The 13,565-nt window shown below is 37.1% G+C and carries 13 protein-coding genes; 9 read left to right on the top strand and 4 right to left on the bottom strand.

The window, feature by feature from the left end; all coding sequences use genetic code 11:
* Positions 1-10: 10 nt before the first annotated feature.
* The 3 genes from AC3FI7_RS11200 to AC3FI7_RS11190 all read right to left on the bottom strand — a co-directional run bounded on the left by AC3FI7_RS11200 (position 11) and on the right by AC3FI7_RS11190 (position 3,827).
* The gene (locus AC3FI7_RS11200) at positions 11-388 is read right to left on the bottom strand and encodes an MliC family protein (RefSeq protein WP_142724845.1); all 378 of its coding nucleotides are present in this window, start codon (positions 386-388) and stop codon (positions 11-13) included.
* A gap of 120 nt (positions 389-508) precedes the next feature.
* Complete coding sequence (gene porX, locus AC3FI7_RS11195; RefSeq protein WP_142724844.1) at positions 509-2,053, bottom strand: T9SS response regulator signal transducer PorX; 1,545 nt, start codon at positions 2,051-2,053, stop codon at positions 509-511.
* A 133-nt stretch (positions 2,054-2,186) separates the two neighbouring features.
* A complete protein-coding gene (locus tag AC3FI7_RS11190; protein WP_491462043.1) occupies positions 2,187-3,827 on the bottom strand; it encodes a S41 family peptidase in 1,641 nt (546 codons plus the stop codon).
* Positions 3,828-4,058: 231 nt separating this feature from the next.
* On the opposite strand from AC3FI7_RS11190, the gene AC3FI7_RS11185 reads away from it, so the two are divergent.
* The 9 genes from AC3FI7_RS11185 (at position 4,059) to AC3FI7_RS11145 (ending at position 12,135) form a co-directional block, all read left to right on the top strand.
* The gene (locus tag AC3FI7_RS11185) at positions 4,059-5,285 is read left to right on the top strand and encodes an HD domain-containing protein (protein WP_491462092.1); all 1,227 of its coding nucleotides are present in this window, start codon (positions 4,059-4,061) and stop codon (positions 5,283-5,285) included.
* Positions 5,286-5,356: 71 nt separating this feature from the next.
* Positions 5,357-6,388, top strand: coding sequence for a UDP-3-O-(3-hydroxymyristoyl)glucosamine N-acyltransferase (gene lpxD / locus AC3FI7_RS11180; protein WP_142724842.1), 1,032 nt, complete (start codon positions 5,357-5,359; stop codon positions 6,386-6,388).
* Positions 6,381-7,778 carry a bifunctional UDP-3-O-[3-hydroxymyristoyl] N-acetylglucosamine deacetylase/3-hydroxyacyl-ACP dehydratase gene (locus AC3FI7_RS11175; protein WP_142724841.1) on the top strand — a complete coding sequence of 466 codons (1,398 nt, stop codon included), beginning with the start codon at positions 6,381-6,383 and terminating at the stop codon, positions 7,776-7,778. The genes lpxD and AC3FI7_RS11175 overlap by 8 nt, the downstream gene beginning before the upstream one ends.
* Positions 7,779-8,573: an acyl-ACP--UDP-N-acetylglucosamine O-acyltransferase gene (gene lpxA / locus AC3FI7_RS11170; RefSeq protein ID WP_002977135.1), complete on the top strand. Its 795-nt coding sequence runs from the start codon at positions 7,779-7,781 to the stop codon at positions 8,571-8,573.
* A 24-nt stretch (positions 8,574-8,597) separates the two neighbouring features.
* Positions 8,598-8,933, top strand: a complete 336-nt coding sequence (locus AC3FI7_RS11165; RefSeq protein ID WP_228451268.1) for a hypothetical protein — start codon at positions 8,598-8,600, stop codon at positions 8,931-8,933.
* 14 nt (positions 8,934-8,947) lie between these two features.
* Positions 8,948-9,514 carry an elongation factor P gene (gene efp, locus AC3FI7_RS11160; RefSeq protein WP_002977139.1) on the top strand — a complete coding sequence of 189 codons (567 nt, stop codon included), beginning with the start codon at positions 8,948-8,950 and terminating at the stop codon, positions 9,512-9,514.
* 67 nt (positions 9,515-9,581) lie between these two features.
* Complete coding sequence (locus AC3FI7_RS11155) at positions 9,582-10,484, top strand: UDP-3-O-(3-hydroxymyristoyl)glucosamine N-acyltransferase (protein ID WP_142724840.1); 903 nt, start codon at positions 9,582-9,584, stop codon at positions 10,482-10,484.
* A gap of 90 nt (positions 10,485-10,574) precedes the next feature.
* Entirely contained in the window at positions 10,575-11,447 is an 873-nt protein-coding gene (gene sucD / locus AC3FI7_RS11150) for a succinate--CoA ligase subunit alpha (RefSeq protein ID WP_034735515.1), read from the top strand.
* Between the two features lie 16 nt (positions 11,448-11,463).
* On the top strand, positions 11,464-12,135 hold the full coding sequence (locus AC3FI7_RS11145) for a porin family protein (protein WP_142724839.1): 672 nt from the start codon (positions 11,464-11,466) through the stop codon (positions 12,133-12,135).
* 116 nt (positions 12,136-12,251) lie between these two features.
* Here AC3FI7_RS11145 and AC3FI7_RS11140 read toward each other — a convergent pair whose 3' ends face one another.
* On the bottom strand, positions 12,252-13,562 hold the full coding sequence (locus AC3FI7_RS11140; protein WP_343659469.1) for an ABC transporter permease: 1,311 nt from the start codon (positions 13,560-13,562) through the stop codon (positions 12,252-12,254).
* Positions 13,563-13,565: the final 3 nt, after the last annotated feature.

Raw genomic sequence — 13,565 nt, 5'->3', positions numbered from 1 at the left:
GGAAGTGAGTTTATTTTTTAAAAACTGTTTTACCATCCTTCGTTAGTTCTATTTCCTCACCTTTTCCTCTCAGTTCATAATGATCATTCTTGTACCATATTCCTGAAGCAGGCTTTTGCCCCTGCAGTTCAATCGTTTCATTGTTGAATACTACTGTAGCTGTATTTTTGGTATTGTTGAAAGTCATTTCCAGAGTTTTTCCATGGCTGTCTTTCGAGGTGCTTTTTACAATCTCATCCTGATTCCCTGCAACAACGGCTGAATCAGTCGGTTTAGAAGCAACACTGTCTACAGAGGCAGAAGTAGAATCTGTTACTTTGTTTTCTTTTTTACATGAAGTTAAAAGTAGTGCAACAGCTGCTGCAGCAATAAAAATATGCTTTTTCATAAATATATATTTGTTTAATGTTGTATTCTAGCATGCAAAATGAATGCCTAAAAAAGAAGCGGAAAAAATCAATTGATTTTTTCCGCTTTAAACCCAAAATTAAATAAACTATGAAAAAAACTACTTGGGTTCTAAAATGCTGATAGGAATGATGCACTCTTCCAGTGATATTCCTCCATGCTGGTAAGTTTCTTTATAGTAATTAACAAAATGATTATAGTTCTTAGGATAAGCAAGAAAGGTATTGTTTTTGGCAAAAATATACTTTGAGCTCAGGTTTCCTTTTGGAAGGAAAAGTTTTTCAGGATTGGTAATAGCCCATACATCACTGTCATCATACGTCAGGCTCTTGCCGGTTTTATATCTGATATTGGTAGAAGTCTCCCTGTCTCCAACAACTTTGCTCGGTTTTTTTACATAAACAGTCCCGTGATCTGTCGTGATGACCAGTTTATATCCGTTTTCTGCAGCGGTTTTGATAATCTTCATCAGTGAAGAATTTTCAAACCAGTTAAGGGTAAGAGAACGGAAGGTTTTATCATCACGGATCAGCTGATCAACAATATGGTTGTCTGTTTTGGCATGCGAAAGAATATCGATGAAATTGTATACGATCACCAGCAGATCGTTATTTTTATGCTGGTTAAAATCATCATAGATCTTTCTTTCAAAATCAGCGTTCAGTACTTTAAGGTACTTCATAGACTTGGAACCAAGGCCAATTCTCTTCATCTGATCTTCAAGGAAGTCACGCTCAAATTCATTTTTGTTTCCTTCTTCGTTGTCATTGAACCATTTGTCAGGGAAACGTTTCTCAATTTCAGACGGCATTAATCCCGCAAAGAAAGAGTTTCTTGCATATTGTGTTGCGGTAGGAAGTATGCTGTAGTAATAATCTTCGGATATTTTATTATAATATTTCGTGAACAGGGGTTCAATAACTTTCCACTGGTCATAACGAAGATTGTCCACCATCAGTAAAAGAACTTTTTCTTTTTCTACTTCCGGTTTTATTTTTTCCTTGAAAAGCGTATGGCTCATCATGGGTTTATCAGAATCTGTAAGCCAGTTCTCATAGTTTTTCTCAATAAACTTGGCAAACTGAATATTGGCTTCTTCTTTCTGGGACTGCAGAAGATCTGCAAATTCATTATCTGCTACCTTATCAAACTTAATTTCCCAGCTAAGGATCTTTTTATAATATTCAGCCCATTCCTGATATGTTCTCAGGTAAGAAAGTTCCATAGAAAGGTTTCTGAATTCCTGCTGATATTGTAAAATCGTTTTTTGCTCCACCAGGTTATCCTGCTGAAGGTTTTTCTTTAGGGAAAGTAATATCTGATTAGGATTGACAGGCTTTAATATATAATCGGCAATCTGAGAGCCGATAGCCTCTTCCATGATGTGTTCTTCTTCGCTTTTGGTAACCATTACGATTTTTAAGGAATTATCTTTTTCCTTAATCATAGGAATTGCTTCCAGTCCTGAAATACCAGGCATATTTTCGTCGATCAGCGTTAAAGCAAATTTCTCTGAATCCATAAGTTCCAAAGCCTCATTCACATTATTAACAGGGGTTACCTGGTAACCCTTTTTTTCTAAAAATACGATATGAGGTTTAAGTAAATCTATTTCATCATCGATCCATAATATCTTTTCTGACATAATTTATTTTTTACATGGTTATTGTATCAAAATGTTGACCAATTCCTTTTAAAATCTCACAAAATCGAAAGATTAAAAGTTAAATATTAGTTAAATGGAAATATCGTAAAATATTTCACATTTTATGTTTCATTCAATTGATGGTCTTTATATATTCCAAAGCCCTTTCCAGGACTTCATCCTTTCCGTTTTTAAGCCCCTCAATACTGGGCTTTACAGTAATATCAGGAATGATGCCTATCCTTTGTGTTTCTCTGCCATCAGGATAATAAGCTCCAAGGCCTGTAAACCGGGTATCAAGACCGGCAATTTTAAATGTGATAACATCGCCGTTGGCTCCTGAAGTATGACTGCCGATAATTTTGGCTTTCGGATGCTGCTTCAGCATCATCGTGGTAGTCTCGGCCTGGCTCTGAGTACTTTCATCTACTAAAACGATTACATTTCCTTTATAGTATTCGGGATTCTTTCTGCCCGTAACATTTTTTCTGCTGTAGAATTTGCCGGGATAGCTGCTGTCCGGAAAAGTAAACTGATAGTAAACTGACATTTCGGGAAGCAGTAAATAGCTTAAAGGTACAATAGTTTGTTTGGGATAATTTCTAAGATCAAAGATAATGGATTTTGTTGACTTTAAATTTCTGTACATATCATCCAGATCTCCTTTCTCTATAATTCCCATATTGACATAGCCTGTTTCCTTTTCGTTGTCAATGAATTTCCACTTTTGAATCACTTTATCTTTGATGTGAATAATGTCTTTGACAAAATATGTTTTGGTTTTGATTTCTCTATTTTGTCCTTCTCTTTCAATCATTAGAGAAAGAGAATCGCTATTGCTGAAGAGAAGTTTTTCTTTTATCTTATTTACTTTACCCCAGGAGTTGGATGCGGGTACATATTTTCCCAGAATGTTGATCATCTGCGGAATTGTTTTACCTTCAATGGCATAGATAATATCTCCGGTCTGGAAAGGGCTTTTTTCTCCGGATCTTGTGGAATTGATTTTTGTAATCACCAATTTCCCTTCTGCATAGGAATATTCCACGGGAACTTTTCGGTTTCCGTACAGATTGCGCTGGATCTCTTTCGAGGAAAGATAGGCATGGGAGTCATCTGTTTTGGTAACAAGTTCTGCCAGTGCCAAATGATAATTTTCATCATCTCCGATCATCAGGAATTTTGGGATCATTTCGGAAAGAACATCATTCCAGTTCTGATCAGTTTCATACTTATAGGGGAAAAAGTATTCAACATAATTCCAGTATCTGAATAATTCCAACAGGCTGACTTTTCTGGATGTAAATCCGGAACCATAAGATTCTTCATTTCTGAAATATATTTTTCTGCCACTTTTACCCAAATAATGATTGTCACCAAGATTCCGGTTGTTTTCAATATAATGAAGTTGTTGGGATAATTCATTTGAGAAAATAAGGTGGTTATCCATCCAGCTCACGTCAAAGTTTTTAAGAAAATAGACTTTATTCTCTTTTATTGGGCAGTCTCTGCAAAGGGAAACTTCTCCCAGACTTTTGATCCAGTCAGAATAAAAATGGTTCAAAGCTTCTTTATTATCGATATTTTCCAGGTCATCAATTTTCTGAAAAAGTTGTCTGTCCCAATTCAGATTTCCTTTCGCGACGTAAGGATGATAGTATTTAAGAAACCCCCAGATCCTGCAGAGAGATTCCAGTTTTTGTGTTTCTGTGACAATCTGCGCGGAAAATTTTAAACTTAACAATAATAAAAGTAGGAGAGAGAAACGTCTCATTAAAGGGAGTGTGTTTTCTCTCAAAGATAATGCTTTATCACAACAGATACAAAGGTTTTCAAAAAATTGGATTAAAGATACAGGCGTTTGGGTAATTTCTGAAAGCCGGTAAGAAGGTCATTTGCAGAAAAGATGATGGGTGTGATGGCCGTGTGGCCATCTTTTAATAGTAATTTAATAAAATGCTAAACTTTAAAATGCCTAACTTTGTTTACTAATACTGAAGTTTCAATGCAGAATAAGCTAAAAATCATCAACGATCCTGTTCACGGATTTATCAAAATTCCACACGAAATTTTATTTGATATCATTGAGCATCCTTACTTTCAGAGATTAAGAAGAATCGGACAGACCGGACTTTTGAACCTGATATTTCCAGGAGCAACCCATACAAGGTTTCATCATGCCCTTGGAGCAATGCATTTGATGTTTACAGCCCTGGAAACATTGAAACAGAAAGGCGTGAAAATTTCTGAGGAAGAAGAAAAAGGAGCAATGCTGGCTATTCTGATGCATGATATTGGTCATGGTCCGTTTTCACATGCGCTGGAAAGCATGCTGATGGATGACTGGCATCACGAAAACCTTTCTTTATTGCTGATGAATAAACTGAATGAAGAATTTAAAGGAGAGCTTTCCATGGCCATTGAAATGTTTCAGGGAAAGTACCACAGAAAATTTTTCAACCAACTCATCTCTTCCCAACTGGATGTTGACCGTTTGGATTATCTGAAAAGAGACAGCTTTTTTACCGGAGTATCAGAAGGGAATATAAATACCCAGAGAATTATTTCCATGATGAATGTCTGTGAAGAAGGCGAACTGGTGATTGATGCAAAAGGGATTTATTCTATTGAAAATTTTCTGACAGCCAGAATGTTTATGTACTGGCAGGTCTACTATCACAAAACTTCTGCATTGGCAGAGTTTCTTTTGGTTAAAATCCTCGAAAGAGCAAAATATCTGATTTCTCAAGGCATGGAGCTTCCAGCGACGGATCATCTGAAATATTTTTTATGTAGGGAGAAAAGTGCGGCAACGGATGAAGATATAGAAAGATTTACCAGGCTTGATGACAATGATGTCATCCAGGCAATGAAAGAATGGCAGAATTCCGATGATTTTGTGCTGTCCTATTGGTGTAAATGTGTAATTCAGAGAAATTTACCCAAAACAATCATTTCATCACATCCGTTCAAAGCGGAAATAATTGATGAAAAAGTGAAAAATGTCAATAAATTTTTCGGAATTGATAATGGCCATGAATTGGTTCATGAAATAAAAAGAAAATTACTTCCTTATCATGCGGAAAAGCAGCCTATCTATTTGTTGCATAAAAATGGTAAAAGAACAAGGCTGCATGAGTCAGAAGACCAGCTTTTATCAGGGTTGATGGTGAACAAGACAACCCGCTATATCCTTATGTTTCCAAGAGATATGTCCGGACTGGATTCTTAAAGAATATTAAAATTTACGATCTGAAACTAAAACGTGTTTGCAAATTATAGAATTTCTTATCTTTGCAGAATATGGAATTTACAGCTTCGCAAATTGCAAGTTTTATTGACGGAAAAATAATAGGTGACGAGAATGCGCTTATTACAGGGGTTTCACCAATTGAAAATGGGGAATCAGGACATCTTTCTTTTATAGCACAAGATCGGTTTTCTCATTTTTTGAATACCTCAAAATGTTCAGTTATCATCGTTTCGGAAAAACTTCTCGAGAAAAATCACTATAACCCTACCTTAATCGTTGTAAAAGATGCCTATCTTTCTTTTCAGGTTCTGATGAATCTATACCAGGAAATGCAGGGGAGAAAAGAAGGTATTGAAAATGGTTCATCCATACACGATACAGCTATAATAGGAGATAAAGCTTATATTGGAGCATTTACCTATGTTTCGGAAAAAGCTAAGATCGGGGAAGGATCACAGATCTACCCACATGTATATATTGGAAAGGGAGTAAAAATTGGTAAAAACTGTAAAATAGACAGTGGTGCCAGAATTTATGACTATTGTATCATAGGAGATAATTGTGTGATTCATTCCAATACGGTTATTGGTGGTGATGGTTTTGGCTTCCAGCCGACAGCCGAAGGTTTCAAAAAAATACCGCAGCTTGGAAATGTAATTATTGAAGATGATGTTGAGATCGGTTCAAACTGCAGTATTGACAGGGCTACAATAGGCTCTACCGTTATAGGAAAAGGAACTAAAATTGATAACCTGATCCAGATTGCCCACAATGTGAAAATAGGTCAGAATAATGTGATTGCAGCCCAGGCAGGAATCGCAGGTTCTACTACAATTGGTGACTGGAACCAGATTGGCGGCCAGGTAGGAGTTGTAGGGCATATTAAAATTGGAAATCAGGTGAAAATTCAGGCTCAGAGCGGTGTGAATTCCAGCGTTAATGATAGAGAAACACTGTATGGTTCACCGGCCATCAGCTATAACGACTATTTGAGAAGCTATGTTCATTTCAGGAATCTGCCTGGAATAGTAAGTAGAATAAATAATCTTGAGAATAACTCAAAAGATAATACTAATGAGTGATATGCAAAAAACACTTCAGCAAGAGGTAACTCTTTCTGGAATTGGTCTTCACACGGGTAAAGAAGTAAAACTTACCATTAAACCTGCCAAGGAAAATACAGGTTTTGTATTTGTAAGAACAGACCTGGAGGGACATCCACAGGTAGAAGCAGATGTAAACTATGTTGTAGCAACGGAAAGAGGAACTACATTAGAAAAATTAGGGGTAAAAATTACCACTTGCGAACACCTTTTAGCAGCCCTTGTCGGTTGTGATATTGACAACGCCATTTTAGAAATGGATGCCTCTGAACCTCCTATTCTGGATGGATCTTCAAAATATTTTGTGGAAGCTATAGAAAGTGTAGGAGTAACAGAACAGAGCATAGCAAGAGAATATCTTGTGGTAAAAGAAGTTCTTACTTACAGTGATCCGGCTACAGGTTCGGAAATTACAATCATTCCTTCAGATACTTACGAAGTAACGACAATGGTGGATTTTGGGACTAAAGTATTAGGGACCCAGAATGCCACTCTTAAAAATATTTCAGAATTTAAAGATGAAATCTCATCCGCAAGAACTTTCAGTTTCCTGCATGAATTGGAAATGCTTTTGGATCATGGGCTGATCAAAGGTGGAGATATTTCCAATGCCATCGTATATGTGGATAAAGATCTTACACCTGAAACAACAGAAAAATTAAAGAAAGCCTTTGGAAAAGATAATGTATCAATCAGACCGAACGGTATTCTCGACAATCTTAATTTAAATTATCCTAACGAAGCTGCGAGACACAAATTACTGGATGTAATCGGTGATCTTGCTTTGGCAGGAGTAAAAATAAAAGGTAAAGTTATTGCCAACAAACCGGGACACTATGTGAATACCCAGTTTGCCAAAAAACTAAACCGCCAGTGGAAATTGCAGAAAAAGAAAAATGTTCCGGATTTTGATCTGACGAAAGAGCCGGTATTTGACATCAACGGAATTATGAAGCTTATGCCGCATAGACCGCCGTTCTTATTGATCGATAAAGTTCTTGAACTTTCAGATTCTCATGTAGTAGGACTGAAAAATGTAACCATGAATGAGCCTTTCTTCGTTGGGCACTTCCCTAAAGAACCTGTAATGCCCGGAGTTCTTCAGGTAGAAGCATTAGCACAGACAGGAGGTATTCTTGTACTGGCAAGTGTTCCGGATCCTGAAAACTATTCTACCTATTTCATCAAAATCGATAAGGTAAAATTCAAAAGAAAAGTAATTCCCGGAGATACGCTTATATTCAAAATTGAATTGATAGAGCCAATCAGAAGAGGAATTGTTCATATGCAGGGGTATGGATATGTAGGCGATACCGTAGCAGTAGAAGCAGAGCTTATGGCTCAAGTTGCAAAAAATAAAGTTGATTAAATGATTCATCAATTAGCAGCCGTAGATAAACGTGCGAAAATCAGCAAAAATGTAATTGTAGAACCTTTCACTACAATTGCAGGAGATGTGGAAATCGGAGAAGGAACCTGGATCGGTCCTAATGTTACCATCATGGATGGAGCAAGAATAGGGAAAAACTGCAGGATCTTCCCGGGGACAGTAATTTCTGCGATTCCTCAGGATCTGAAATTCGATGGCGAAGATACACAGGTAATTATCGGAGACGATACAACAATCAGAGAGTGTGTTACGGTAAACAGGGGAACAAAAGCCCTGGGATATACTAAAATAGGTGCCAACTGTCTTATCATGGCTACTTCGCATATAGCACACGACTGTGTCATCGGAGACCACGTTATCATCGTAAACGGTTGTGGTATTGCAGGACATGTGGAGATTGGAGATTATACAGTAATGGGAGGTTTATCTGCTGTTCACCAATTTGGTAAAATCGGGAAACATGTCATGATTTCCGGAGGTACCCTGGTAAGAAAAGATATTCCACCTTATGTAAAAGTAGCGAGAGAACCAATGTCCTATGCAGGGATCAATTCTGTTGGTTTAAGGAGAAGAGGATTTACCAATGAGAAAATCTTCGAAATCCAGAAAATCTACAGAGCAATCTTCCAGATGAAAATGAATGTTTCCCAGGCAATTTCCCATATTGAAAAAGAAATGCTTCCAACCGCTGAAAGAGATGAGATTCTGCAGTTCATTCAAAACTCACCGCGAGGTATCGTAAAAGGATACGGAACCGGAAAGGATAGAGAATAACTGAATAACAAATACTATCATACCATGAAAAGTTTAATCTTACTTATGGCACTTTCTTCAATATCTTTTTTGTCCGGACAACAAACAGAAAAGTCTGAAAGAGTAAAAAAAGAAAAACCTTTCACCATAGAAAGGAAGCTTTCTGAAGAGTCTAATGATAGTATTGCAAAGAATAATTTAAATGGTATTCTGAAACAGAAAAATACCGGAAGTTCAATTTTAGGAACAACTGATCAGTATAAATCTGATATTCAGATGAATGTCATTCGATTGAATAACAATGTGAATACATTCAATAATAATACATTTAACAGGATGCAGCAGCAGGGGCAGGGGATACAGTTTAATAAAAGAAAATAAATATTTACATATTAATGGCAACAAGTAACGATATCAGAAAAGGGCTGTGCATTGAGTACAGCAATGATATTTATAAAGTAATCGAATTTCTTCACGTAAAACCAGGAAAAGGACCTGCTTTCGTAAGAACAAAATTAAAGTCAGTAACTAACGGTAAAGTAATAGATAATACTTTCTCTGCAGGACACAAGATTGATGAAGTAAAAGTAATTACCAGAAAATTCCAGTATCTGTATGATGATGAGAACGGATTTCACTTCATGAACAATGATGACTTCTCTCAATTATATATCAACAAAGAAATGATCGAGAACTCTCAGTTTATGAAAGCTGGTGAAGAAGTAACAATCATTTTGAAAGAAGCTGATGAAACTCCACTTTCTGCTGAACTTCCACAATCAGTATACCTTGATGTTATCGAAGCTGATCCGGGTGTGAAAGGGAATACTGCAACCAATGCTCTTAAAAACGCAATCGTTGAAACAGGAGCAAGAGTAATGGTTCCTTTGTTCATTGAACCGGGAGACAGAATTAAAGTAAGCACTGAAGACGGTAGCTATTTAGAAAGAGTAAAAGAATAAATAAAATTTACATAAATTCGGTTTGCATCAGCACTCCGAATTTTGTTTTATAAGAAAATCTATTGTTATGAGATTCCATTCTCCGCAAAAGCTTAAAACCATTGCAGATTTAATAGGCTCAGCATTTGTAGGGCCTGAAGATTTTGAAGTATTGGGAACCAATGAAATTCACATGGTAAAACCAGGTGATATCGTTTTTGTGAACCATCCTAAATATTATGACAAAGCATTAAACTCTGCAGCGACTATTATTTTAATTGATAAGGAAGTAGAATGTCCTGAAGGTAAGGCACTTTTGGTTTCTGATGATCCTTTCAGAGACTTTAATAAAATCAATACTCATTTCACCAGAATATATAACTTTACAGAAGAACTTCATGATGTTGAAATAGGTGAAGGTACCAGGATTCACCCTTCTGCAGTCATTGGAAACAATGTTAAAATCGGAAAAAATACCCTTATCTTCCCCAATGTTGTGATTGGAGACCGTACAGAAATCGGAGATAATGTGATTATCCAATCCGGTACTGTTATCGGTGGAGATGCTTTCTACTACAGAAAACTGAATGGAAATTTTGACCGTCTGGTTTCAGTCGGAAATGTGGTGATTGAAAACAATGTGGAAATTGGTAATAACTGTACCATCGACAGAGGTGTTACAGATTCTACCGTGATTGGAGAGGGATCTGTTTTGGATAACCTGATTCAGATCGGCCATGATACTGTGATCGGGAAAAAGTGTCTTATCGCTTCTCAGGTGGGAATTGCAGGATGCTGTATCATTGAAGATGAAGTAACCATGTGGGGACAGGTAGGAATTGCCTCCGGTCTTACCATTGAGAAAGGGACCGTTTTACTGGCTAAATCCGGCGTTAATAAAGATCTTAAAAAAGGAACATACATCGGTCTGTTTGCAGAAGATTTTAAAAGCTATCTGAAAAAAGAAGTAAAGCTGAGAAATCTCAAATAAACAATTCCAAAGGTTTTATCTGAAATCAAAGAAATTTAAGTAAATTTGTGAGCATTAATAAAATAATAAATAAATTAAAACAACAATAAAATGTCAATTTTAGTAAACAAAGATTCTAAAGTAATTGTACAAGGATTTACAGGGAACGAAGGAACTTTCCACGCTGGTCAGATGATTGAATACGGAACAAACGTAGTAGGTGGTGTTACTCCAGGAAAAGGAGGAAGCGAGCACTTAGGAAAGCCGGTATTCAATACAGTAGCTGACGCTGTTGAAAAAGCAGGAGCCAACGTAAGTATCATTTTCGTACCACCGGCATTCGCAGCAGACGCTATTATGGAAGCTGCTGAAGCAGGGATTAAAGTAATCGTATGTATTACTGAAGGTATTCCTGTAGCTGATATGGTAAAAGTAAAATCTTACATCGCTGACAGAGACTGCAGATTAATCGGACCAAACTGCCCTGGAATCATTACTTCTGAAGAAGCTAAAATTGGTATTATGCCAGGTTTCGTTTTCAAAAAAGGTAAAGTAGGTATCGTTTCAAAATCAGGTACCCTTACTTACGAAGCTGCTGATCAGGTTGTAAGAGCTGGTTACGGTATTTCTACTGCAATCGGTATCGGTGGAGACCCAATCATCGGAACAACTACCAGAGAAGCATTAGAGCTATTTATCAACGACCCTGAAACTGAAGCTGTTGTAATGATCGGTGAAATCGGTGGAGGTCTTGAAGCGGAAGCTGCAAGATGGTACAAAGCAAGCGGATCTACTAAGCCGGTTGTAGGATTCATCGCCGGACAAACTGCTCCAAAAGGAAGAACCATGGGACACGCAGGTGCCATCGTAGGTGGTGCTGAAGATACAGCTCAGGCAAAAATGGAAATCATGAGAGAAAACGGTATCAACGTAGTAGATTCTCCAGCTGATATCGGTGCTACTGTAGCAAAAGTTCTAGGATAACATAAAATCACACCATATGAAAAAACTTTTATTGGCCTCAGCTTTGACTTTTTCTGCTTTATCCTTTGCACAGGTGCAATGGAATAATACAAGATTCGGTCTTACAGCAGGTTTAAACTACTCAAGAGTAGCAAATGCCCACAATCCCTCTGGCCCTAGATACACCTTTCAAGGTGGAGCTTTGGCTTTGATCCCCGTAGGGAAGGCAAACCAATTCTTTATTCAGCCGGAAGTACTGTATTATGGCGCAGGAGAAACCGGAAAAGATAAAGATGCTAAAGGAAAAGATGGTTATGATGCAGTATATGCCAATAATTATCTGAGTGTACCCCTTTATTTTAAAGGATACTTTTCAGAAGCTGAATCGGAATTCTTTGGATTAATAGGTCCTAGATTTAACTTTTTAGTGAGTCAGGATGTTAAGAATGCTCCTATAGGAAGACCTTACTATGATCCGGATGTTACTGATCCTACACAGCCACCGGGAGTAAACGGAAAAGCAAAAAGCTTTAACTGGGGACTCGGACTTGGTATAGGATACAGCTATAAGAGGCAGCTTGAATTAGCTTTAAAATATGATTTAGGTTTATCAGACACCTACCCAGGTCTTGTGAAAGAAAAGGGAGGTACAGATAAGAAAAAATCAGAACAGGTAATCGCTCTTACTTTAAGCTATATATTCAAATAGAATATTTCAAAATAAAAAAAACCGGAAACTCAGTTTCCGGTTTTTTTGTTATTTTATTTTTATCAACGGGCACAATTGGATTTCTCAGCAATTTTTCCCTTTATATTTTCGCTTTATTATCCTTTAATCCACTTCCAAAGTTCTTTTAATGTAGCCTTATTTCCGTACATCAAAATACCTACACGATAGATTTTTCCTGCCAGGAAGATCATGAAAACAGTAGTTCCCAGCAATAATACAATAGATAATGCAATCTGCCATGCAGGAACACCAAACGGAATTCTTGCGATCATGGCTACCGGTGAAGTAAACGGAATAATGGACAGCCAGAAACCTAAGGGACCATCTGGATTATTCATCAATGTAAAACTTCCATACATGCCTAATGTTAATGGTAAAATCGCAAATAAAGTAAACTGCTGCGTCTCTGTTTCGTTATCCACAGCAGAGCCGATGGCTGCATAAATAGAGCTGTAAAAGATATATCCTAAAAGGAAAAAAACAATAAATACAAAGATAATCAACGGAAAGTTCAGCTCCAGTAAACTGTGAGAAATCTGGGTAGCAAGCTGTCCTACGTCCAGTTTATTGGCAAGTTCTTCATTTCCGCCAGGAATATTTCTCTGAAGAGGTGAGAATCCTGTATTTAATACCAATGCTCCTATGACAGACATGGTAATCCAGATAACAAACTGTGTAAGCGCTACCATCGTTACCCCCAGAATTTTCCCCATCATCAGTTCAAAAGGTTTTACAGAAGAAATGATGATTTCCACAACGCGGTTATTTTTCTCTTCCAGAACACTTCGCATTACTCTTACTCCATAAATAATGATGAACATAAAAGTGACATACATCAGTACCATACTCAGCCCTGATTTAACCCCAAAAACAAGATCAGAATCCTCTTTGTTGTTGTCTGTAACGTTGATGGTTTTTAAAGTAAAGCCTTTATCCAGATTAATTAACTGGGTTTCCTGAATGCCCAGCTGCTTGATTTTTTCTTTTTTTACAACATTGCTGATATCAGAAACAATTCTCTGTTTTGTGTCAAATCCTATTTTGCTGTTGATGACCAATCTGGTATCCTTTTCAAGCTCATCAAAATTCTGATTTTTCAGCTCAGGCAGGATCAGAATACCGTCCAGGGATTCATTTCCTTTCAGATTGTTGATCTTTGATTTTTCGTCGGCAGCAGAAACAAAAACGTAATTTAACTGATCATTGGATTTCAGCTGATTGGTAAACAATCCGCTTTTATCAACAACTTCTATAATACTGTGTGACTCATTCGCTTTAAACATTAATCCGATTACGGCTCCGAAAGCAATAATCATAACGGGAGCAAGCAGCGTCAATATAATGAAAGATTTTTTCTTAACCTGGGTAAGAAATTCTCTTTTGGTAATTAAAAAAATATTATTCATAAA

Source organism: Chryseobacterium sp. TQ-BC-N36 (genome assembly GCF_058382295.1).
The sequence above is the reverse complement of the archived record's forward strand: the minus strand, read 5'-3'. Positions and strand labels throughout refer to the sequence as shown.